Below are 23,057 nucleotides of genomic sequence, written 5' to 3' on the forward strand. Positions count from 1 at the left end.
TGCCAAGAGTAGGATGGAAGGAAGAATCAATTAGCTTTCCTCGTCATGAATCAGGCTGAAACTTCCAACAACGAAAATACTCACAATCCCCTTCTCACCCTTAACTATGAACCAGCTTTGGCATCTTTGGGTGATGATTACTACGACGAGGTAATGGCGGCAGATTTTCCCCAAACCATACTACGCTGGCGTAATGATGCACTGCTACCTCTGTTAGGACTACACCCGCAAACAGTTACAGATCAAGATTTTATCCACGCCTTTGGTAAATTCCAGGGACGCAAACCATTTTTAGCATTGCGTTACCACGGTTATCAGTTTGGGGAATATAATCCTCACTTGGGTGATGGTAGAGGCTTTCTCTATGGACAAGTACGCGGTACTAATGGCGAATTGTACGACTTTGGTACAAAAGGTTCGGGGAAAACACCCTACTCTCGTGGGGGTGATGGAATGCTCACACTTAAAGGCGGAGTGCGAGAAGTGTTAGCAGCAGAAGCACTACATCAATTAGGAGTACGCACTTCACGCTGTTTAACAATGATTGAAACTGGTTTATCTCTATGGCGCGGTGATGAACCTTCACCTACTCGCTCATCTGTCATGGTGAGGCTGAATAGTTCTCATATACGTTTTGGCACTTTTGAGCGCTTGCATTATTTACAGCGACCAGATTTAACTACAAAACTCCTCGATCATGTAATTCAGTATTATTACTCTCATTTACTGAGGGAAAAAAATCAATATGTTTTATTTTATGCTGAATTAGTTAAACGGGTGGCAGAACTAGCAGCTCAGTGGATGGCTTCTGGTTTTTGTCATGCAGTTCTAAATACTGACAATATGTCAATTACAGGGGAAAGCTTTGATTATGGACCCTATGCGTTTATTCCCACCTATGACCCCTACTTTACTGCTGCTTATTTTGACTACTATAGACGCTACTGTTATAGTCATCAACCAAGCATTTGTCAGTTGAATTTAGAAATGCTCCAGGAAGCATTAAAGGCAATTATTGATCAAGCTGAAATGGAGTCAGCATTAGCAAAATTTAATGAGTATTACCAAAATCAATACCGCTTGTTAATGTGGAAAAAGTTAGGCTTTGAGCAGTTACAGTTACCAGCAGCAAATGAACTGTTAAATTTAACTATTCAGTTTTTACAAGATAGCCAAGTTGGTTATCATCATTTTTTCTCGGAAATAGCCCTTACCTTTGCTTCTCCATGGCGAGATGACCCAGCTTTAGTACTGAAGGGTTCCGATATTATACCAACCTCAGAAGTTTCAAATATTTTTGAGAATTGGTGTGTACTGTATCATAAAATTCTCAATTCTTTTGCACCGGAACACATGGATGTAATTGCCCAAACTCTGGCTGAGAACAACCCACAAACGGTGTTATTAAGACCAATTATCGAATCAGTTTGGGAACCTATCGCCCAAGAGGATAATTGGCAACCGTTTAATGATTTAGTACAGAAAATTCAGTCTAAAAGTTAGTAACGCTGGGCTGTTAAATAATTTCCAGTTTTGCATTAAAAGATGCTCATACTGTGGTCAGGATTAATTGAAACTACTAAATCAATCCCTAAGCGCGATTTTACCAACGGTGTAATGAATAATTCCGGGTGCAGCGATCGCCAAAAATAGTTGACAAATTCCTCAACTTGTGCATCAGACATTCCCGATTTACCAGCAGCGATCATTTGTTGTTCTGCTTGTTTACGCCATACCATGGAGTAATGGTAGTCAGTGGGATGTAACACTATTAAACTGTCTAATCGTTTCCACAGTGGCAGATAATCATTTAGTCGCCGATTCATATCACGAGCAAATCTCTGATCTTCATCTGTGGAAATTGGCGGCGGTGCATGATTAAATACATCATCGTTAATCGGTTGCACCCCCACAAACCAACCTTCAAACAAGACAATATCAATGTTTTTGACAATTTCTGGATTAGTGCGATCGCCTGCACCGTTGTATATAGATTTATCGAACCGGGGAACAGTAACTAAACTTTGACCCTGACGAATTTGATCCAATACTTGTAAACCTAAATCTATATCATGGGTTCCTGGTGGACCACGCCAAATCAACCTGGGGTCTTGTTGAGTTAAAACCAGGCGATCGCCATAAGTTTTATACAAGTCATCTAAAGATAGACTCAGAGTATTATATCCTAACTGTTGGAGAATCAAACCCAGAACCCGGCACATTGTGGTTTTACCAGTACCTTGTCCACCTAAAATTCCCTGAATTAGCGGTCGTCCCAATCCTTGACGATGTGATGCTATTTTTATACTCAATGGTAGCCATAAGTCCCACAACACCCCCAACATTTCTTCTGGTGGTTTATCTAGATGAGTGTGGCAAAATTGGTTAAAAGTTGGCAAGATAGAATTTAGTAAACCTGCCTTTGTAGTCTCTGTATCACTAGCCCAAAAATTCATAATTATGAACCAAGTTTAAATGACTCGACAAACATACTATAAATAAAACCCACCTTGAGAACATTTAGTGATTCAATCAAGAGTAATCGCTGAGACAAAAACCCAGGGCTGTAAAATATTCTACTAGTTACCTCTGTTAATACCACCAAAATACCAGCTATCACAATATCTAATAAACCTCTTTGTCCAGCTATAGTAGAAATTGCCGTTCCCAGAAAAAAACCAAAAAAGAAACTAATCAAGAGTAAAGACAAACGTCGCCAAGGATTTAAAAACCATTGCCCCAAACGCCTAGCAATGGAATCGAATAAATTAGTTAGACGAGTATTTTGCATAAAACTGTAACAATTTTCCAATTCTCATCTTAACAAGAGTAGGTAGGGAATCGAAGCAGTTGTATTGTTAACAATTCCAGAATTATATGGTGAAAATGAGATTTTTTATATACTACATATACTCAGCATCCCAGAGGATAACCTCAATTACCGATCCAGATCATAGGTTAATATTTGCTTAACCCTAGAAAAAGACTATTGCTAATAATTATCAATATGAGACTTACAGTATATCGTAACGCTATTATTGTAGCTTGTGCTTTGGGCTTGCTTGGGTTCATGGTGGGATGTTGGGAAATAAGTGTTTCTTTTGAAACCCTAGATTCTCATAAATCTTCTGCCGTTTCAGAAGATACAGAAAACCAGGATGTAATTACCTTAAATGCCAAAACTAACCAAACCAACAAAATTAAACTCAAAGACACTCACATTTTGACAGATCGTCAACACCCAACTGCTGATGATCAAAATCAGGGGAGTTTACGCATGAGTAATCAAACAGATCAGCCAGTGCGCCTGGCCTTACTAGCTCAACAATCCCGGAGAAAAAAATCTGGTGAGCAAAGTAACTATGATGTTCCCGCCCATTGGGATTTTGATCCCCAAGAAGGTAGTGAACAAGGATTGATTCTATCCTTACCTGATGAGGAACTAAAATTAGAAAAAGGAGATATTATAGTCGCCTTCGCACAAGATGGTTCTCGGCGTTACTGGGGTCCCTATGTTGTTGGGGAAACGTCTTTGCCTCAATGGAACACGGAAAAGCGAGAATGGTTATTGGTACTAAGTCCTTGACAAAAGGCGCGATCGCTCACTTCCCCGTTTTTTATGGAAGAACAAAAAACAGCTAGTCAACGACTTAAGACCATGACCAATGACCAATGACTAATGACCAATGAGAATAAAACTGAGTGTTCCGGGTACTGTTAACGAGTGTTACCACAATCTAATCAAAAGTCCAATCTTTGCGGTAACTATACTAATTCTGCTAACTTGGCTGGCTTATGGGTGGAACTTAGGCAGTGTAGGTTTAATTGATGAAACAGAACCATTATTTGCTGAAGCTTCCCGTCAAATGTTAGTTACAGGTGATTGGATCACTCCAGTTTTTAATGGACAAACTCGTTTTGATAAACCAGCCTTAATATACTGGTGTCAAGCCATGGCCTACTCAATTATGGGAGTTAACGAATGGTCTGTGCGCCTACCTTCAGCCATTGCAGCTGTTGGAGTCATCGCCTTAACCTTCTACACCGTACATTGGTATTTATCCACCAAAGACCAAATACAAAAAAAATTACACCCCACTCAGCCCAACTTAACAGCCTTGATTGCAGGTGCTATGCTGGCACTCAATCCAGAGATGATTGTCTGGGGAAGAACGGGTGTATCTGATATGATGCTCACCGGTTGCATAGCATCAGCATTATTATGTTTTTTTCTAGGGTATGGGGGTAAGCATGAGCAAAAGCCGGGATCTTTTTCAGCCCTATTCCCCAACAAGTGGTATTTGGCTTGTTACGTGCTAATTGCTGGAGGGATTTTAACTAAAGGTCCAGTGGGGTTTGTTCTCCCCGCATTGATCATTGGCGCATTTATTGTATATGTTGGCAAGGTTAGAGAAGTATTAACAGAAATGCGGATTCTTATGGGTATGCTGATTATTTTCTGTTTGTCAGCCCCCTGGTATGTTCTAGTCGCTTGGCGTAATGGTTGGGATTATATAAATTCTTTTTTTGGCTATCACAATATAGAACGTTTCACAGAAGTGGTGAATGGTCACTCAGCACCTTTGTATTTCTATTTTGCAGTGGTTTTAGTCGGTTTTGCGCCCTACTCTGTGTATTTACCCCTGGCAATAGCTAAACAGAAGTTTTGGCAGCGATCGCATTGGTTATCTCAACAACGCTCTCAACAATTTGGTTTATTTGCCTGCATCTGGTTTATTACTATTTTTGTTTTTTTTACCATCGCAGTTACCAAGCTTCCCAGCTATGTATTACCTTTAATGCCAGCAGTAGCTATTTTAATAGCCCTGTTATGGAGCGACCTTAACCAAGATCCGCCCTCCGTTTCCTTTTCTCTCAAACTCAGCGCCTGGATTAACATTATCTTCATCACAGCACTAGCAGCAGTACTCTTTCACATCAACTATGTCATCAATGATAATTCCGTTGCTCCCGGTTTCCTCACACTGATTCAAAAAGCAAATTTACCAACACTGGGGGGAATGATTTGGTTGCTTGGTGCCATAATAATTGCCGCTTTGACCATCCATCACCATTGGTACAAAATTATTAAAGTTAACTTACTCCTGTTTACGATGTTTTTAATTACTGTCCTCATGCCGGCTTTACTTTTGATGGATCAGCAGCGTCAACAACCCTTAAGAGAGTTATCTGCTTTCATAGTCCAAGAAAAACAACCACAGGAAGAATTAGTCATAGTTGGTATCAACAAAACAAGTGTAGTATTCTACACACAACAACAAGTAAATTATATTAAACTCACTCAGGATGCTGTAGAGCATATTAAAAATCGCACCTCTCAACCGGCACAACCACCTTCAATGCTCCTCCTCGCCAAACCTAAAGCTCTTGTGAAAATGGACTTACAACCAGATACTTATGATATTTTACACACCACAGATAGTTATCAGTTAATTCGAGTTAACTGGAAAAAAATCAACAAATTGGTTACAAACAAACAATATTCATCCACTCTTACCGGTCAAATGGCTCATTTTAAACCTAAAGCTTGATTAATCTGAGTTAATAAATCCTCCATTGAGATAGAACGGGGCAAAATCTGAGCGGTGGTCTCTTCTTTGCTCCTCACCGAGACACCACCTGGTAAGCGCTGGTTCCGCGAGGCTTGATGTGACCCTATACTAACTACAAAGTCCGCCAACTCACTCATGAAATTTTCTGGTGGAGAAATATGCCCCTGAGAACGTGTCACAGTGTGATTTAACCCTTCATCAATGATTAAAATCGGTGGTAAATCCCCTGGTAAATCCCCCAAAGTCTTTAATTTTGCCAGTAAATCCTGATCTACAGAAGAATCGCCCCAACAAATTAGCAGCAAATCAACACTTTGGTGAAGAATTTGTTGTAACACCTCGGTCCAAGAACGCCCCATAGCAGCCTTAAAACCGGCAGTCTGTAAATACTGAATTAAAGCCTGGAACCATTCAGCCCCCCGTTCGCTAGCCTCATGATTGAGTGAGGATTTTTTCACCTTTTTACCGCTAACGTCTTTACCGCGCATTTGTGGTGCATCATCTAGCATGGTTAAATCTACCACCAGAATACTGGGTGGACAACAAACACCAGAAGCAATTTGCAACACAGATAACAAAGGGTCTGGGGCGACACTCAAATTATTTTCATCTCCAGATGATGATATCAAACAAGGAAACACCGACAAACCAGGTATTTGTGAAGCAGCTAGAGTAGTAGCCACATCGCAAGTCACTAGGGGAATCTCAGCCAATATGGGATGTTGAATTAACCGTTCTAGATAACCTTCAGCCACAGAACCTGACGCATCCAGTAAAATTACATCAAACTTCCAAACCCTTGCCAAAAGTTCAGCTTGATCCAAATCATCAACCTCTATCACCCGGTGGTCTCCCAACGCAGGACGGGAGTCAACTGATTCTAAATTTGGTTCTACCAACCTCAAAATTCGCAGTGGAGTTATAGTTGGCGTGACTTGCTCATTGTCGAACCCCGAATACCCAACCGGTTGGGTGACTAAGTTTTCTAAAAGTGGTACTAAGTCCTGGTGCTTAACTGGTAAGTTGAGAAAACCATCGGAACCATTAGCAAAAGCTTGGTCTTTTTCCGCCCCGGTCGCCGTCACTATCACAGGAATGTATCTAGTTGCAGCATCTGATTTTAATAAAGTCAACACATCCCAACCGGAAAGTAAAGGTAATAAGGGATTTAAAAATATGGCTTTTGGTTGCAAGCGACGGGCTTTTTCCACTGCTTCGGTTCCTGAACGAGCAATTACCACCCGATAACCTAAACTTTTGAGTTGCTCAGTCAAATCTTCGATATATCTAGCCACAGCCTCCACTACCAGCACTAAGCGTTGTGAGCTTGTGGACTGATGTTGGGCAATTTTCCCCACGCGCTCACGTGGTACATTTGTATTTTCTCTGGTTTCAGACACTGGGATTTTACTATGTTCTCTAATTCCCATATCAGGACTTGTTAAACCCGTAGGTGGTGGACTGGGTGGGAGGAGTAAAGTAAATTGGCTACCCTTGCCTTCACGAGATAAAAAGCTGACATCACCCCCGTGGAGACGAGCTAAAGCCCTAGTTAAAACTAACCCCAAACCAGTCCCTTCAAATTGGCGAGTCAAAGGATTTTCTAGTTGTTGGAACTTTTGAAAAATTAAATGTTGCTGGTGTTCAGGAATACCAATACCCGTATCCCAGACTGTAAAAGCCACCCAACCTTCCCAACGACTTACCCGCAAACCAATTTCACCCGAGTTTTCTGTGAACTTAAAGGCATTAGAAAGTAAGTGTACCAACATCTGACGCAGGCGCAACTCATCCGCCACCATTTCTTCTAAGCCTGGTTCCAGGTCAAGGGCAAATTCAGGAATGGAACTTGTGCTTGGGGTTGGGGAGGCGTTGGCCTTAGTAGTTTGAGTGTGGATTGCTTTTGCTTCAGCGAGGGCGCGATCGCACACGGCCCGAATTTTTACAGGTACGAAGGCCAAATCCATCTGTCCTGTTTCCATGCGGGTTAAATCTAAAATATCATTGACCACACTCATTAAATGCCGTCCGCTTTGATGAATCAATCCCGCATAACGGGCTTGGCGCTCATTCAGTTCACCCAACTGCTGATCCACCAGCAACCGTGATAGTCCTAAAACAGCAGTTAGGGGGGTTTTTAGTTCATGACTAATACAAGCTAAAAATTCATCTTTTAAGCGATTTAGTTGAATTAAATCAGCATTTTTGGCTGCTAGTTCTTTACATATCTGCTGCTGTTCAGTGACATCAGTGGCCAATACTAACCATAGGTCATTAACTGGCAAAGTCCCCGCGGTTTGTTTCAAAGTAAACTCCCCAGCCAACATTTCTCGGAATAGCAGTTCTGATTTCTGACTATCTAAGGAAATCTTGGCAAACTGCCAAATCCGTTCCTGGCCACTTTGTACTTCCACAATACAAGTACAAGTACCCATGTGAGTATCCAAAAAGCAGCGATTGGATGTGTTCTTTGTGGCTTTTTGATCTGGTGGCGGAGGGATTTGAGACTGTAGTGATATTGATTGTTTTTTTGCGCCATGATTATTCCCCATGTCATGGGGAATAAATCTGGTTACTGGTTGACTGGCGTACTCTGTGGTTCCCTTAGCCAAAGCCGGGGCTAATATTGCTTCCACTTGTTGTCGGATGGTTTCTGGATCTTTTAATGCTCCTAATTGCTGCCACCAAGCCGGGTTTTTGGCTACTACTTCACCACTTCCGGTTTGCAGCATTAACGGCCAAGGTAGTAATTCTAATAATTGAACCAGTGATTTCTGTACTGGTTGACTTTGGTTTGTTGTTGGACTTGGGCCTTTGCTCCTACCAGCTGAAATCCCCATCCCTGACCACTGTGTTTCCTCCTGAGTTTTTGCTGTTGTGTTAGAGGTGTGAGGATGGTTTGAGGAAATATTGCGGGACTTTCTCTGGAAAACAGAAGTATATCTATTTTTCTTGCCATTGACTGCTAACTTTTCCTTAGCCAAGGCTCTTAAAAGACCTGCACTATTCAACAACCCTAGAAATTTGCCATCTGCATCAATCAGCGCCCAATCTAAGAGGGTGTGTGTTTGGGGCTGACCTCCCGTTAGGCTTAATTCCAGTTGGTAACGTAAAACCTGCTCAAACTGCTCCACACAATAACTTGCTGGTAATATCTTGATTGGTTCCATCAGGCTTTGATCCCAGGTTAACAGTGGCTGCTCCCAGTCCAAAACTTGATTTTCACTCGATGCTACCAATAATTTTTCTGTTAAGCGAGCAGATTGCACCAATCCCAAGGGGCAATGTTGCTGATTTACTACTACCAAGCGATCGCATTGCTCTTGCTCAAATATCTCCAGCACGATAGCTAGGGTACTTGTTTCTACGCACTTGGGTACGGTTGCGAGAAAGTCATAAAGCGGGTACTGTAGCATTGACATAAGGAATCTATTAGGCTCATTCTTCTTTGTGAAAGCTGGCTGCTTTACCATCACCAGTTGGTTAAATATTGTTCAAGCAGCAAACCAATATTCTTTCAGAAGACTCATTTCAGCGATTCTGGTTACAGTTTCAACGCCATGCAAACAATGAGCGAAATTCTTAACAGACAAGACTTATGGCGTTTACTCTTTGCCTGTGTCAGTGGTAATTTTGGGGTAATGAATATCCTTGTCAGTCCCTGACTGGTGTGGGAGTTCCTTTTTGAGCGTGACAACTACAACAATTATGGGGTCAAAGATTCGCTAATAAACCTTGAGCAATTATAATGATTTACAATGCGAAGATACTTTAAGTTAGTTTAAGTATCTGTGACAAGCAGTAAAATCAAAGGATCTATATCTGGAGAAACATACATAGGTGAATCATCAATTAAAAAATGTATTTTCATTAACAACACACGCTGAGGCAACATCCCACTAAGTTCTAGGACCCATGCCATTATACCTGGTTGTTTAACAGCCGCACCAGTAGAGCGTTTTGACGTGAGGCGTTATTTGTTTAATACACTGCTACACATCAACCTTAGAAGTGGATAACACTCCTAATATACATATTCCATCAATATGGGTCAGGGTGATTAATTAAGATATATAAGTACACATATGTTCATATGTTATGACTCATATTGATTTTTGTACCTGTTGCAATTAAGATCCTCCGGCTCACTAGCCACCAATCTGAGATTGATCAGGCGGGTACGGTGTTACCCTCATTACACCACCGATTAATTAAGCTGAAGATTGACCGCTACCATCATTGCTAAAATTTACTACCTACTGAAGTAGTGGCAACAATATCTTAATAAAAATTTCATTAGTCAATATTTTTCTGTATTTCCATGAGTACCCCAACCACCAAAGCAGTTCTTTCAGCAGATGACTCAAGTTGATCGGCAGGCATTGTTACAAAAGCTTAAAGCAGATTATCGGCGGATTCTTATAAATTACTTTACAGCAGACAAAACTCTGAAAGATGAAATTGATAAATTTATCAACGCCCTATTTTATGCTAATATTCCTGTGCCACAAATTATAGAATTTCACATGGAACTCATCGAAGACTTTTCCATACAACTAAGATTAGAAGGTAGGAGTGATGAAGCATTGCTTGATTACCGCCTAGCACTCATAGATATCCTAGCCCACTTGTGTGAACTCTATAGGTGTTCAATTCATAAATAAACGAAGTTCATAATAATGACTCAATCCAGAAAAACTTATGTCCTCAAGCTATATGTAGCCGGAAATACACCTAATTCCGTAAGAGCATTAAAAACACTTAAAAATATTTTAGAACAGGAATTTCAAGGGGTTTATGCTTTGAAAGTCATTGACGTGCTGAAAAATCCACAGTTAGCCGAAGAAGATAAAATCTTAGCGACACCAACATTATCTAAAATTTTGCCTCCACCAGTACGCAAAATAATTGGTGATCTATCAGACAGAGAAAGAGTTTTAATTGGATTAGACTTACTGTATGAAGAACTGAGTGAGGAATATTGGGAAGAATAAAAAAATCCTTAGTGATGTACATCCATAGCAGGCAAGATGTATTAAGCAGCAAATAGGATGCTCGCATTACAAGACGATCATTTACATTTGTATCTCACGTGTTTAAGAAATGCTATAACAAACTACCAATTTTAGTTTATTCATCTAAAAACAGGGTTCAACACCCATTTGTTAACAAGCAATGAGCGAAAAAGACCAAGCAGCACCAAACAACACCCTAATTACTGGGGTAGAAAAAATTCGCACGATGATAGAAGGCTTTGATGACATTAGCCACGGAGGTTTGCCCATTGGCAGAACTACATTACTGAGTGGTACATCTGGCACTGGCAAAACCTTATTATCACTGCAATTTATCTATAACGGGATCACCCGCTTTGATGAAGCAGGTGTATTTGTTACCTTTGAAGAATCCCCCAGCGACATTATTAAAAATGCCCAAATTTTTGGCTGGAATTTACAAAACCTAATTGAGGAAGGAAAATTATTCATTCTTGATGCTTCACCAGATCCGGAAGGTCAAGATATTGTTGGTAACTTTGATTTGTCGGCCTTGATTGAACGTTTGCAATATGCCATTCGTAAATATAAAGCCCAAAGAGTATCCATTGATTCAATTACCGCAGTTTTTCAGCAGTATGAAGCCATGGGGGTAGTCCGGCGAGAGATTTTCCGCCTTGTCGCCCGTCTCAAGCACCTGCACGTCACAACTATCATTACCACTGAACGCAGCGAAGAATACGGGGCTGTTGCTTCCTTTGGAGTGGAGGAATTTGTTTCTGATAATGTGGTAATTGTCCGTAATGTTTTAGAAGGAGAACGTCGCCGGCGCACAATTGAAATTCTGAAACTGCGTGGTACAACTCACATGAAAGGGGAGTATCCTTTCACAATCACCAATGAAGGAGTCAACATTTTCCCCTTGGGAGCAATGCGCTTAACCCAACGCTCCTCCAATGTCAGAGTATCATCTGGAGTCAAAACCCTCGATGAAATGTGCGGGGGTGGTTTCTTTAAAGATTCTATTATTTTGGCAACAGGAGCCACCGGCACTGGTAAAACTTTACTAGTCAGTAAATTTTTGCAAGACGGGTGCATAAATGGTGAACAAGCAATATTATTTGCCTATGAGGAATCCCGGGCTCAACTGTCTCGCAATGCCTATTCTTGGGGAATTGATTTTGAGGACTTAGAACGTCAAGGGCTATTGAAAATAATTTGTACTTATCCTGAATCAACAGGTTTAGAAGACCACTTACAAATTATTAAATCAGAAATTGCCATCTTTAAGCCAGCCCGCATTGCCATTGACTCCCTTTCAGCATTAGCCAGAGGTGTGAGCAATAATGCCTTCCGCCAATTTGTCATCGGTGTTACTGGTTATGCCAAACAAGAAGAAATAACCGGTTTTTTCACCAATACAACTGACCAATTTATGGGATCACACTCCATTACTGACTCCCATATTTCCACAATTACTGATACTATTTTAATGTTACAGTATGTAGAAATTCGCGGCGAAATGTCACGGGCAATCAATGTATTTAAAATGCGTGGTTCATGGCATGACAAAGGTATCCGTGAGTATAACATTACAGCTGATGGTCCAGAAATTAAAGATTCCTTCCGTCACTACGAAGGAATTATTAGTGGTTCCCCTACTCGGGTTAACGTCGATGAAAAAGCGGAACTCTCTCGCATAGTTCAACGTTTTGACAAAAAATCAAGTTCTGATTCTTAGATTGAGTGTCATGGTATATTCATTTTAAATTGATGCTCGTGCTATATTCTGTGAATAAGACAGGTTTTCTGCCGCTATTATTGATTTTTGTGTGAGGAGATGCGGTGAAAGGACAATACTTATTCTATAGTTTACTACCTAGTGTCACAGCAGCAGTATTAACGAGCCAGCCTGGATTGGCTCAAACGGTAAGTGGCGTAACACTTGCGTCTTCTCCTAGTGTCTTGACTTACACCGATGGTCGAACCTGGGTTACAGACAATATTTATAGTCAACTGCCTAATACTAAGACACAAATTTTTCCAGATATATTACCCCAATCTGGTTTAACTACATTTGATTTACAGTCTTCATTTAGTAAGAGTAACCCAGTTATCTTGACAAGAAGTACTGTTATACCCAATGAAGGTAAATTTTCCAGTTTCAGACATTGGTTAAATTCTGCCCCACAGCAGCCTCAAACACCAAGTCTCATTGCTAGTTCCCATCCAGAATTGAAAAAAACTGGTGTGGACACTTTTACCTTCCGCACAACCTCGGCTTTGGGAAAGATGGGTGGAGATTCAACTACTTTGCCAGTTGAAACCCAGTATGTTGTACCTGCTAGCACTGGTCAAATTCCCACACCACCACCAACTGTGGAAATTCCAGATTACCTAATTCCCAGTGCTAATCCTCTGCAATTTCCTACCAAACCAGAGGAAGTGACAGTAAAAGGCAATCAGCCGATTACACTAGAACAGGCGTTAGAACTAGCAAAGCGGAACAATCGTGAGTTGCAGGTGTCTTTACTGGAGCTAGAACGCTCTCAAGCGGCCCTGCGTCAGGCTCAAGCCGCTTTGTTGCCTAATGTTGGTCTAACTGCTGATCTTACTCGCAGCCGATCTGCCGCAGAACAGCTACAGCTAGAACGACAATTTGGTTCATCAGCACCAGTTGCAGAACCCACAACAGCCTTTACAGGTCAAGCTCAACTAACATATGAACTGTTCACCTCTGGCAGACGACAATCTACCATAAGACAGGCAGAGGAAGAGGTACGGTTTAATGAGTTAGCAGTGGAAGCACAATCTGAGCAAATTCGCCTCAATGTGTCCACAGAATACTATGACTTGCAACAAGCAGACGAACGAGTACGCATTGCCCGATCTGCTGTGGAAAATGCCCGGGCTAGTTTACGAGATGCTGAAGCTTTAGAAAGGGCGGGAGTTGGTACGCGATTTGATGTCCTGCAATCCCAAGTTAACTTGGCTAATTCTCAGCAAGAACTGACAAATGCTCTCTCTCGACAAGAAATCGCCCGTCGCACTTTATCGACCCGGTTAAATTTACCACAATCGGTAAATATTACCGCAGCCGACCCTGTGCAGTTAGCCGGTTTATGGGAGGAAGACCTAGAGAGTAGCATTATTTTAGCGTTCCAAAATCGCCCGGAACTACAACAGCAATTGGCAAGACGTAACATTAGTGAACAGCAGCGCCGACAAGCACTGTCTGCTCTTGGACCTCAAGTGAGTTTGATTGCTAGTTACAACCTGCTAGATCAATTTGACGACACTGTGAGTGTCACTGATGGCTACTCCGTGGGAGTCCGGGCTACTTTGAACTTGTACGATGGTGGAGCCGCCAAAGCCAGCGCTGCCCAAGCAAAAACTAATGTAGCCATCGCAGAAACGCAATTTACTGAACAGCGCAACCAAATTCGCTTTCAGGTAGAACAGGCTTTTGCCATCCAGAAGGCTAATTTGGAAAATGTCCAAACTGCCAATACCGCTTTAGAACAGGCTAGGGAAGCTCTGCGTTTAGCTCGCTTGCGATTCCAAGCCGGTGTAGGTACTCAAACTGATGTGATTAACTCCGAGAATGACTTAACCAGAGCCGAAGGTAATCGAGTTACAGCTATATTAGAATACAATCGCGCTTTGGCTCAGTTACAACGGGCTATCACTTCTAGGGCATTAGTTAAGTAAATTTTCCCAACAACTCATTATATCTTGGTTGCCAGCCCCCAGATTTATCTGTGGGGCTTTAAATTGATCAAATTGACAGAAGCTGCTGTTTGCTGTACACTTATTTGGTATGATTGCCAGTGATTGGGCTTTAAGTTTTACACAGTTTTATAGTAAAGGTATTCAACAGTGAGACAGATTTTTTTATCCTGGGTTCTGTGTGCTGTTTTGACTAGTGGTTTACTAATCGGCTCTGCCCATTCTCCTGCATTAGTTGTAACTCATGACAAAAGCGATTATACAATTGATAATCGGGGCTTTGGCAGTTTTCATCATGTAACTCAACCCCCTAATCAACTTCCCTGGAAGGAAAAAGATGTAGTTACAGATTCTTTACCTCCAGGATACGCAACAAGCAACCCTGAGCAATCCCTACTTTTCTTTGAGGAGGATGCCTATTCTGATAATATTAGTATTTGGATGAGACTTTTGTCCATTCCGGCAGGATATTATGATTTTGTTGTGTATGTTCTTTCCTCGGTTCTCGTTGTGGTTTATTTCTGCTATAACAAGCGTAAAAAATCAAAAATAACTATTAAAAAACATAGAAGGAGGAAGAAAAGAATCTGACAGTAAAACTGAAAAAAAATCGACCTTAGATTTTCATGCAAGTGTAAATTATTTAATTGGATAATGTTGATTCAGAGACTCGATGAATGCATTGCTAACTTGTGAGGTAACTTAATAGTAAAAATACTACCTTTACCTAATTTACTCTGTAGATTTATACTACCGTAGTGTGCTTGCACAATTGCCTGAACGATCGCTAGTCCTAATCCAGAACCGCCAGTGCTACGAGCGCGATCGCTATTCACTCGATAAAAGCGATCAAAAATCCGCGACAATTCTGACTGAGGAATACCAATACCTGTATCTTCAATTTGCATTACGGCATAGTGTTCACTACGCTCTAAACTAACTGTTACTTCACCACCAGATGGTGTGTATTGAATAGCATTGATAATTAAATTAGAAATCAAACGATAAAGCTGGTCTTGATTAGCGATAATATTGACAGGAGTGGACACCAGAATCTGAGATTTTAGGGTGATATTTGTTGAAATTGCTAATGCTGCAAACTCCTCTATTAAGTCACTAATAATATCATTTAAACAACAAATATCATAACTGATTGGCACAGGTTGACGGTCTAAGCGAGACAGTAATAATAAATCAGCCACAAGATTAGTTAGGCGTTGATTTTGACGTTGGATAGTTTGTAAAACTTCTCGCGCTTCTAATTCATCCAATTGTGATATCAAAAGTGCTGATTCTACAGTTGCTTGAGTTGCTGCTAAAGGTGTGCGTAACTCATGGGCTGCATCGGCTGTAAATTGCTGAATTTGTCTGTATGATTTATAAATTGGTTGCATTGCTAAACCTGCTAACCACCAACTAGTAAAACCAACTACACTAATCACAATTGGCGAACCAAAGGCTAAAATGAATTTAACCGCATCTAAATAGTTACGGAAATCTTCAATACTCCGCCCGACTTGAAGATAACCCCAATCTTGATTATCTTGGGTATGCAATGTCCTAGAAATTTGGTGATAAATCTTCCCTTGACTATCTTTAAGAGTTTGCCATAATTCAGGATTAAATTTTGAGGATATTCCTTCTGGATAAGCTCCGGCTATGGCAAATAAACTTCCAGAAGTATCATAAAAACGCACATAATAATGCTCTTTGTGAATAACGCTGAGGGTGTGACGATGGTAAGTTATTGGTTCAGAAAGACAACTCTTTCTTACTATGCAAATTTTGGGTAAAAGTCCATAGATGACTGGTTCTAATTGACCGGGTTGTTGTAACTTTAATTCAATACTATCATGTAGCGATCCGGCTACTGATTCTATTTCCTGGTCTAATGTCATCCAATGAGCGTGAGAAACAGCTTTATAAATACCAATTCCACATAAACTTAAAATCAGAGCCATAACTAGGGCATACCACACCGCCAAACGTAAACGGGTGCGCTGAAATAATCTATTTTGCTTCATCAGTGAGATTTAACCTATACCCCATACCATGTAATGTTTCAATCATATGTTCACAGCCACTATTAGCCAACTTACGACGTAGTAACCTCACTTGTGCTGCAACCACATTACTTATAGGTTCGGAATTTACTTCCCAAAGTTGATAGCGGAGTTGTTCAGAAGTGACTATGTGATTTTGGTGTTTCATGAAATATTCTAGTAGTTGAAACTCCTTCTTAGTTAAGGTAATTTCCTGTTGATTTCCTGCCGGATTTCTACTGAATACTTTACTCTTACCATAATCTAAGGTGAGATTTCCTACAGTTAATTCCTGGGGCTGAAATTGAGGCGATCGCCTTTGTAAAGCCCGCAGTCTTGCTAATAATTCTGCCATCCCAAAAGGTTTGACTAAATAATCATCAGCACCCGCATCTAATCCAGTAACTTTATCTGCCATACTGTCTTTAGCTGTCAGCATTAACACAGGCAGGGGATTACGCCGATAACGCAATTTTTTGCATAATTCTAAACCGGAAATACCGGGTATCATCCAATCAAAAATACATAATGTGTACTGAGTCCAACTATTTTCTAAATATGCCCATGCCTCATCACCATTCATTACCCAATCAACCAAATATTTATGTTGGGCAAGAGTTCGCTTAATAGCAGTACCTAAATCTGGTTCATCTTCCACTAATAACACTCGCATAAAATTAATCTCTTCTGATCTACTAATAACTTTTATTAAATTTTTTATAGTTCAGTTAAGGCTACAATTAATTTGTGAAGTTCTTAATAAGGACTAAAGTACTGACTACAAACGTGGGTATGAACAGCGTTTTAATGCGAAACCTAGCACGATGATTTCACTAATCACACCCGCAATCATTCCACAAGCTGCGGAAGTCGCTCCGCCATGTTTGGTAAAAATCAGACTGGCACATACGAATAATGTAAAACTTGCAGCAACTACTGTTGCTATATTGATGAACCAGTTATTACCTTTGTGAATAAGTAAGCCTTGACAAGTATTTTGCAAAGCTACGAGTAGAGGAAAGCATGAGAGTATTTGTATAACTGGACGAGATGCTTCTACAAGCAAGGAATTATTTCCCAAAAACTGACGCAGTAAAAATAATCCTTGATTTGTAAACCCCAGAAAAAACGGTATCAAAGTAAAACTTAACCCGACAATCATCACAAAAATAATAAGTGTTCGCTTCTTGGTTTCTTCATAAGCAGAAATTACCACTTGTTGAATCATGCGTGTACCATTGGCAATTGAAAGCATTAACCCCCAAGCCGCAGGCCATACAGCCAGGGCAATACTACCATCCAACGAACGAGCAATCAGACTTAAAAGTATAGCTCTTGCACCCCAAACTAAAAGCATGGTTGAGGCTAAAGGAAGATAGTAAAAGGTTACTCCGGCAAAGGTTTGAGGTAATTTCTGAGTTAGTGAATGTACTTGTTGGTCAAGAATAGAAATTGCCCTAAGACGCAAACACAACCATGTCACTAGTACCGCCTCAATGAGTATTGCCCCCATCATGGTGATACCTGCTAAAAATGCGCCATCTAACCTCAAGCTTACTCCCACAGTCAACGCCATAAATACCCAAATCAATCGTGCTACACTTGCCCAACCTACAGCTATACTTTTTTTAGCGCGGATGAGTAAACCTTGAAAAAATCGCCGCCAAGCAATGACGAAGGGCCAGAGAAACATTAATAAAAAAGTAGTTCTCCCTCGTGCAGCAATTGATGAGCTTACGCCAAAGACATTGAGTAGTAGCCAGTCATATAAAGGTTCCCAAGTGAGTAAAAGAAAGACAGCGCTGAGAGTGAGTCCAGCTGTGAGTGTAAACTGCCAAAGTGCGCGGCGAGATTTGGCTTGCGCTCCCAGTGCTGTGGAAGCATGAAGAATCATGATGATGGGGCTTTCCAGAAATACCGCTACCCCTTTGACGACCCCGACTCCGGCTAATGTTCCTTCGGGAAAGGTTAAGCGACTGAGTGCTGATGTTTGAAGTGGATCTCCCAGAGTCATTGCTACATCAGACAGGGAAAGTGGAATAAACTGTGTGAGTAGCGTGAGAAGCGATCGCCCGGAATTTATTTTACGGCCTTCCTGTTGTTGCTGGGGTGAGGTGTTCATGATATTCTTTTAGCACTGCTCAAAATACACTGGAGTTAGGGAACTAATAGCATTATCAAGATGTTCCCCTTGCTTGAGGGTAAATCCATGACGCTCAAGCCAGTCGGAATCATACACTGTCTCAAGGTATCTATCCCCTCTATCGGGATTAATCATTAAAATCCGCGCACCTGCCCCCAGTTCACGTGCCAGATGTAACCCACCTGCTACAATCGCTCCTGTGGATGCACCTAGAAGCAAACCCTCACGACGCGCCAGAATGTGACAAACTGAGTAAGCTAAATCTTCGGGAACAACATAAGCCCTATCAAGCAGTGACAAATCCAAATTTGGAGGAAAGAAAGATAAGCCGATACCCGTCATTGTGTATGGTTTGGCTGGTTTTCCCATAATTACTGAACCCAGCACATCAACACCAACAATGGGTATTTTGGGGAATTGCGAACGCAAATAACGAGCTATCCCCATTATCTGTCCGGCAGTGCTCACACCAACCACCACAGCATCAAGATCAGAACCAAAATGGGCTGCAATCTCGCGAGCCGTATAATGTGAATGTGCTTCCGTATTCAAAGGATTAAGGTGTTGACAAGGATACCACGCATGAGGTATAATTGCTGCCAATTCCTGGGCTTTTTTCATTCGTGCCTTTTGCATAGAACCTGACTCATCAGCCTCATGTAGTGGTACATCCACCAGTTCAGCACCATAAGCTTTCAGCATTCGTCTAAACGGTGGCGGAGTTTTAGCATCAACAACAATCATTACTCGATAACCTCGAACAGCTCCCACCATCGCCAGCCCAACGCCAAAATTTCCTGAGCTTGACTCTATAATCGTACCACCAGGTACAAGTAACCCTTCCTCCTCCGCCCGTGTCACCAGGTAAACTGCATTTTTCTCTTTAATAGAACCACCGGGATTACAACTTTCCAGCTTTAATAAGCATTCCGAGACACGACATACAGGGGAAATATTTTTGAGTTTGACAATTGGTACATTTCCTATCGCCTCGGTAACATCAGCAGCAGTAGTTTTTTGCCATTGACTATGATTTGCACCGGGAAAAATATTCTCTAAGGGTGATTCTAAGGGTGAATATTTTGTCAGTTGTTTCATATTAACCTTGTGAAAACAAAAAAAACGAAGAGTCAATCTATGTTTTATGTTGAAGTCTAAAAATGAAATTAAGATGAATTTTTAAAATTTATTTTGCATATTTTTCAAAAATTATAGCTTTTCCCAGTCTAATGAATTACAATAGCAAAGATAAAGCTGTGGATATACTCAAAGGTAAAAATGAAAGCCTATTCCCTAGACTTTCGCTAAAAAAAAATATTTGATACATACTCGGAATGTGGAATATAGCATTCCTTAAACACGTAAAATACAAATGTAAATGATCGTCTTGTAGTGCGAGCATCCTGTTTGCTAATGATGTACCTCACTTTGGCAAAATTCGCTACGTATAATCATGTATTTTCTTGATTGTGTTTTTGAATCATCCATAAATATGATTTGTGGCATTTTTGTATTTAATTGTACTTTGCTAATGGTAGTGTAATGTAAAAATACGGATTAATGAGTTTACGTGTAACTTGATGTGTTTTTTTATATATGATATAGTGATTTCAAGTTGGTAACATATCTTAAGAATTACATGAATTCTCTATCTTTACAAACAATCTCGGCTCAATTAGAAAGTCCCAATTTACGCGATCGCATGGTGGCTCTTGCCAGTTTGCGTGATATATCCCCAGAAGAGGCTGTTCCTTTAATTAAAAAGGTATTGAATGATGAATCGCTGCAACTGCGCTCAATGGCAATATTTGCCCTGGGAGTGAAGGCAACAACAGAATCTTATGACATTTTGGTGAGAATTTTGGAAAGTGACTCAGATTACGGCATTCGTGCCGATGCTGCTGGAGCTTTGGGATATTTAGGCGATGCTAGAGCCTTTGAGGCGCTGTCACGGGCATTTTATGAAGATACTGATTGGTTAGTACGCTTTAGTGCTGCCGTATCACTGGGTAATATTAAAGACCCACGCGCCCGTGATGTTTTAATTCAGGCATTGGATAGCAGCGAAACAGTTTTGCAAGAAGCAGCCATTTCTGCACTAGGGGAAATACAAGATATTGATTCTGTAGATAGTATTCTCCGCTTTGCCCAGTCTGATGATTGGTTAGTGCGCCAACGCCTGGCAGAAGCTTTGGGAAATCTTCCCACCAATAAGAGTGTTTCGGCTCTAAAATACTTAGAAAAAGATCACCATGCCAATGTTGCCGAAGCGGCGAGGATTTCTCTCAAAAGGCTGGAAGAAAAATGAAAACTAGGATGTTTAACACTTTATGAATATTGAAGAATTTTTTGAGTTAAGTGCTGGTAAATGGTTTTCCCATCGTACCAGCCACCATTTGGCTTTTAAACAATCTGAAGATGGCAAGTCAAACCTGGTGATTGAGAGTCTAGCAGCAGACCATCCAGAGGTCATCAAACTTTGTCAACAATACAATATTCCTCCCAGTGCTGCTTCTTCCGGTGCTAGAGTCACCTGGAATGGGACAATGGAATGGGACGAAGAAAAACACACTGGCTCTACTGTGTTAGTTGCCGTACCGGATGCAATGAATCCCCAGGAAGGAAAGTTACTGCGGGAAATGGGTTATGCGGAGAAAACTCCTGTTGCTGGCAGTTACAAAATGAGTAATGATGGCGCTTTGTCCCTATTTACAGAATACGAAACCATGTCTAGTGAAGAGCGCTTGTGGTTTGCTAGTCCCAACTTACGGATGCGGGTCAGTATCCTGAAGCGTTTTGGCGGCTTTAGTATGGCTTCCTTCACGTCGGAAATACGCCTGGGTGTCACTTCACCAGATGGGAAACCAACAGAGAATGCTAATTCAAAATCTAGTTAGGGTTGGCTGAAAAAGTTATTTGTAAGGGTAGGGAACAGGATTTTGAGGATTTCTCAAGTCTTATTCCCTGCACCTTTTAACTTCTCAGATACAATAACCTTTGATTTCGCCGGACCTAACTAATAATTGTTGGTGGGGGGGTGAAAAACCCCACCCTGATAGGAAAGGATGTAGTTTATATTTGTAAGAGGTTGGCGATCGCCTGGGGTAGTGGCAAGATAATCATGATCAACAAAGTCATTGCCATCAATCCCAAAATGTCACGTCCATTATCTAGGTCTGTGACATCATTCAAGGCTGGTTCATCAATCAAGGGGATAAATAATAAAACAATTGACCATAACAAAAACCCTGGCTGCACTAAAGAAAGTAGCAACAGTAAAAAGCGGGAAACTTGACCAATGATTATTGCGGTTTTTTGTCCAAACATGGCATGGACAATGTGACCCCCATCTAGTTGTCCCACAGGCATTAGATTCAAAGCTGTAACAATGATTCCCAGAAACCCAGCTATGGCTAGAGGGTGAAGATTAATAGCTGATGTTGCTGTTAAATTGCTGCCTAATGCTAACTTAGAAAGCAATGCCAATAAAATTGAAGATTTGGGATTTAAAGCCGCGGGGTTTAAAGGTCCGGTTGTGTCAGTAACGGGAACCACCTCCGAATGAACTAAACCCCAGATGAGTATAGGTAAAGTAATCACAAAACCTGCCAGTGGTCCAGCAATGCTGACATCAAATAAAGCCTTGCGGTGAGGAACTGGACTACGCATTTGAATAAATGCGCCAAAAGTCCCTAAAAAGAGGGGTAGAGGAATAAAGTAAGGCAGAGTAGCCCGGATTTTGTAGTGTCGGGCTGTCAGATAGTGACCTAGTTCGTGGATGCCTAAAATAGTCATTAGCCCCAAAGCATAGGGCAATCCTTGATACCAAACACTAGGATCAGATGCCAATAGTTTAGCATCAGCACCGGCAATGTTCGCTCCCACCAAAGTAGTAGTTACTAAAGTAGCCAATACTAACAATAAAGCTAATCCTGGACGCGTGATCTGTTCTGGATTGGTATTTTTAGCAGCTTGGGTATTGGGGACAAGTACAAAGAAAGGTTTACCGTTGAAACCTTCTTGAAAAATCAGCAAAAAGCGATCGCCAAATTCTGCTTCAATATTTGCCTTAATCTGCTGATAAGCTTGAGTGGGTGTTGTTCTGATCTGACCGCGACAGATTACAGCCTGGGGTCTGTACTCAATGTTGTGGATATAGTACACAGACCAGGGAAAACAATTTCTTAGTTGGGTTTCTTCCATTGGTTCTATGGGACGCACTGGTGATGGTTCTGCGGTAGTATGGGTAGCCTGGGGCTGGGTTTGTGTATCTCCTGGTGTTCTCCGACCCAATTGAAACAACAGCCAGTATAACAGAAGGCAGATAATTGATGGCCAAATGATCAAAGACGATGGCGGGGGTTGTTTTGTTCCGTACATCAACGTCCATCCGGTCAATATCAAAGCTGGAGTCATTAATACCAGCCACAGCAACCAAATCGGTGTTTGGGTGATATTAGCGACGCTGCGCTGCACTATAAGATAAGTAGCTAGTCCCAGTAGGAGGAGAAACCAAAATGTCATTTGCTTTTTAGTAATTTTGCCAAAATATCTAACTACAGTGTCGGTACCACAA

18 protein-coding genes and 1 pseudogene are annotated in these 23,057 nt (G+C 41.1%); 10 read left to right on the forward strand and 9 right to left on the reverse strand.

Features of this window, described 5'->3' with window-relative positions; translation table 11 throughout:
- The first annotated feature begins 45 nt into the window (after positions 1-45).
- Entirely contained in the window at positions 46-1,503 is a 1,458-nt protein-coding gene (locus NWP17_RS11210; protein ID WP_280654996.1) for a protein adenylyltransferase SelO, read from the forward strand.
- A gap of 35 nt (positions 1,504-1,538) precedes the next feature.
- Here NWP17_RS11210 and NWP17_RS11215 read toward each other — a convergent pair whose 3' ends face one another.
- A complete protein-coding gene (locus NWP17_RS11215; protein WP_280654997.1) occupies positions 1,539-2,456 on the reverse strand; it encodes a glycerate kinase in 918 nt (305 codons plus the stop codon).
- A gap of 2 nt (positions 2,457-2,458) precedes the next feature.
- A complete protein-coding gene (locus tag NWP17_RS11220; protein ID WP_280654998.1) occupies positions 2,459-2,791 on the reverse strand; it encodes a DUF565 domain-containing protein in 333 nt (110 codons plus the stop codon).
- Between the two features lie 216 nt (positions 2,792-3,007).
- Here NWP17_RS11220 and NWP17_RS11225 point away from each other — a divergent pair, with 216 nt between their 5' ends.
- Together NWP17_RS11225 and NWP17_RS11230 are read left to right on the forward strand one after the other, a co-directional pair.
- On the forward strand, positions 3,008-3,586 hold the full coding sequence (locus NWP17_RS11225) for a hypothetical protein (RefSeq protein WP_280654999.1): 579 nt from the start codon (positions 3,008-3,010) through the stop codon (positions 3,584-3,586).
- A gap of 100 nt (positions 3,587-3,686) precedes the next feature.
- A complete protein-coding gene (locus tag NWP17_RS11230; RefSeq protein ID WP_280655000.1) occupies positions 3,687-5,552 on the forward strand; it encodes an ArnT family glycosyltransferase in 1,866 nt (621 codons plus the stop codon).
- On the opposite strand, the gene NWP17_RS11235 is transcribed toward NWP17_RS11230, so the two are convergent.
- The gene (locus NWP17_RS11235; RefSeq protein WP_280655001.1) at positions 5,531-8,995 is read right to left on the reverse strand and encodes an ATP-binding response regulator; all 3,465 of its coding nucleotides are present in this window, start codon (positions 8,993-8,995) and stop codon (positions 5,531-5,533) included. The genes NWP17_RS11230 and NWP17_RS11235 overlap by 22 nt on opposite strands.
- Before the next feature lie 359 nt (positions 8,996-9,354).
- Entirely contained in the window at positions 9,355-9,495 is a 141-nt protein-coding gene (locus tag NWP17_RS11240) for a hypothetical protein (RefSeq protein ID WP_280655002.1), read from the reverse strand.
- A gap of 427 nt (positions 9,496-9,922) precedes the next feature.
- Here NWP17_RS11240 and NWP17_RS11245 point away from each other — a divergent pair.
- From NWP17_RS11245 to NWP17_RS11265, 5 genes and pseudogenes are all read left to right on the forward strand, one after another.
- A pseudogene (locus tag NWP17_RS11245) lies at positions 9,923-10,237 on the forward strand (circadian clock protein KaiA); the annotation flags it as partial.
- Positions 10,238-10,252: 15 nt separating this feature from the next.
- Positions 10,253-10,567 (forward strand): circadian clock protein KaiB, encoded by a 315-nt coding sequence (kaiB, locus tag NWP17_RS11250; RefSeq protein ID WP_280655003.1) that lies wholly within the window; start codon positions 10,253-10,255, stop codon positions 10,565-10,567.
- A 181-nt stretch (positions 10,568-10,748) separates the two neighbouring features.
- On the forward strand, positions 10,749-12,308 hold the full coding sequence (gene kaiC, locus NWP17_RS11255; protein WP_280655004.1) for a circadian clock protein KaiC: 1,560 nt from the start codon (positions 10,749-10,751) through the stop codon (positions 12,306-12,308).
- Positions 12,309-12,412: 104 nt separating this feature from the next.
- Positions 12,413-14,278 (forward strand): TolC family protein, encoded by a 1,866-nt coding sequence (locus tag NWP17_RS11260; protein ID WP_280655005.1) that lies wholly within the window; start codon positions 12,413-12,415, stop codon positions 14,276-14,278.
- Between the two features lie 168 nt (positions 14,279-14,446).
- Complete coding sequence (locus NWP17_RS11265; protein ID WP_280655006.1) at positions 14,447-14,887, forward strand: hypothetical protein; 441 nt, start codon at positions 14,447-14,449, stop codon at positions 14,885-14,887.
- Positions 14,888-14,958: 71 nt separating this feature from the next.
- Here the strand turns inward: NWP17_RS11265 and rppB are convergent, their stop codons facing one another.
- From rppB to NWP17_RS11285, 4 genes are all read right to left on the reverse strand, one after another.
- The gene (gene rppB / locus NWP17_RS11270) at positions 14,959-16,320 is read right to left on the reverse strand and encodes a two-component system sensor histidine kinase RppB (protein ID WP_280655007.1); all 1,362 of its coding nucleotides are present in this window, start codon (positions 16,318-16,320) and stop codon (positions 14,959-14,961) included.
- Positions 16,307-17,011 carry a two-component system response regulator RppA gene (rppA, locus tag NWP17_RS11275; protein ID WP_280655008.1) on the reverse strand — a complete coding sequence of 235 codons (705 nt, stop codon included), beginning with the start codon at positions 17,009-17,011 and terminating at the stop codon, positions 16,307-16,309. The genes rppB and rppA overlap by 14 nt, the downstream gene beginning before the upstream one ends.
- A 105-nt stretch (positions 17,012-17,116) precedes the next feature.
- Positions 17,117-18,460, reverse strand: coding sequence for a hypothetical protein (locus NWP17_RS11280; protein WP_280655009.1), 1,344 nt, complete (start codon positions 18,458-18,460; stop codon positions 17,117-17,119).
- 9 nt (positions 18,461-18,469) lie between these two features.
- Entirely contained in the window at positions 18,470-19,579 is a 1,110-nt protein-coding gene (locus NWP17_RS11285; RefSeq protein ID WP_280655010.1) for a cysteine synthase family protein, read from the reverse strand.
- A 541-nt stretch (positions 19,580-20,120) separates the two neighbouring features.
- Here NWP17_RS11285 and NWP17_RS11290 point away from each other — a divergent pair.
- Positions 20,121-20,789 (forward strand): HEAT repeat domain-containing protein, encoded by a 669-nt coding sequence (locus NWP17_RS11290; RefSeq protein ID WP_280655011.1) that lies wholly within the window; start codon positions 20,121-20,123, stop codon positions 20,787-20,789.
- Between the two features lie 22 nt (positions 20,790-20,811).
- Positions 20,812-21,378, forward strand: a complete 567-nt coding sequence (locus NWP17_RS11295; protein ID WP_280655012.1) for a phycobiliprotein lyase — start codon at positions 20,812-20,814, stop codon at positions 21,376-21,378.
- A 175-nt stretch (positions 21,379-21,553) separates the two neighbouring features.
- Here NWP17_RS11295 and NWP17_RS11300 read toward each other — a convergent pair whose 3' ends face one another.
- Entirely contained in the window at positions 21,554-23,005 is a 1,452-nt protein-coding gene (locus NWP17_RS11300) for a site-2 protease family protein (protein WP_280655013.1), read from the reverse strand.
- Positions 23,006-23,057 lie beyond the last annotated feature (52 nt).

This window comes from Chrysosporum bergii ANA360D, from assembly GCF_029891735.1.
GTDB lineage: Bacteria > Cyanobacteriota > Cyanobacteriia > Cyanobacteriales > Nostocaceae > Umezakia > Umezakia bergii.

Excerpts from the sequence above, each read along its gene's own strand:
- NWP17_RS11210 (WP_280654996.1), top strand. The coding sequence starts at position 46 with ATGAATCAGGCTGAAACTTCCAACAACGAAAATACTCACAATCCCCTT.
- NWP17_RS11215 (WP_280654997.1), bottom strand. The coding sequence starts at position 2,456 with ATGAATTTTTGGGCTAGTGATACAGAGACTACAAAGGCAGGTTTACTA.
- NWP17_RS11220 (WP_280654998.1), bottom strand. The coding sequence starts at position 2,791 with ATGCAAAATACTCGTCTAACTAATTTATTCGATTCCATTGCTAGGCGT.
- NWP17_RS11225 (WP_280654999.1), top strand. The coding sequence starts at position 3,008 with ATGAGACTTACAGTATATCGTAACGCTATTATTGTAGCTTGTGCTTTG.
- NWP17_RS11230 (WP_280655000.1), top strand. The coding sequence starts at position 3,687 with ATGAGAATAAAACTGAGTGTTCCGGGTACTGTTAACGAGTGTTACCAC.
- NWP17_RS11235 (WP_280655001.1), bottom strand. The coding sequence starts at position 8,995 with ATGTCAATGCTACAGTACCCGCTTTATGACTTTCTCGCAACCGTACCC.
- NWP17_RS11240 (WP_280655002.1), bottom strand. The coding sequence starts at position 9,495 with ATGGCATGGGTCCTAGAACTTAGTGGGATGTTGCCTCAGCGTGTGTTG.
- kaiB (WP_280655003.1), top strand. The coding sequence starts at position 10,253 with ATGACTCAATCCAGAAAAACTTATGTCCTCAAGCTATATGTAGCCGGA.
- kaiC (WP_280655004.1), top strand. The coding sequence starts at position 10,749 with ATGAGCGAAAAAGACCAAGCAGCACCAAACAACACCCTAATTACTGGG.
- rppB (WP_280655007.1), bottom strand. The coding sequence starts at position 16,320 with ATGAAGCAAAATAGATTATTTCAGCGCACCCGTTTACGTTTGGCGGTG.
- rppA (WP_280655008.1), bottom strand. The coding sequence starts at position 17,011 with ATGCGAGTGTTATTAGTGGAAGATGAACCAGATTTAGGTACTGCTATT.
- NWP17_RS11280 (WP_280655009.1), bottom strand. The coding sequence starts at position 18,460 with ATGAACACCTCACCCCAGCAACAACAGGAAGGCCGTAAAATAAATTCC.
- NWP17_RS11285 (WP_280655010.1), bottom strand. The coding sequence starts at position 19,579 with ATGAAACAACTGACAAAATATTCACCCTTAGAATCACCCTTAGAGAAT.
- NWP17_RS11290 (WP_280655011.1), top strand. The coding sequence starts at position 20,121 with ATGAATTCTCTATCTTTACAAACAATCTCGGCTCAATTAGAAAGTCCC.
- NWP17_RS11295 (WP_280655012.1), top strand. The coding sequence starts at position 20,812 with ATGAATATTGAAGAATTTTTTGAGTTAAGTGCTGGTAAATGGTTTTCC.
- NWP17_RS11300 (WP_280655013.1), bottom strand. The coding sequence starts at position 23,005 with ATGACATTTTGGTTTCTCCTCCTACTGGGACTAGCTACTTATCTTATA.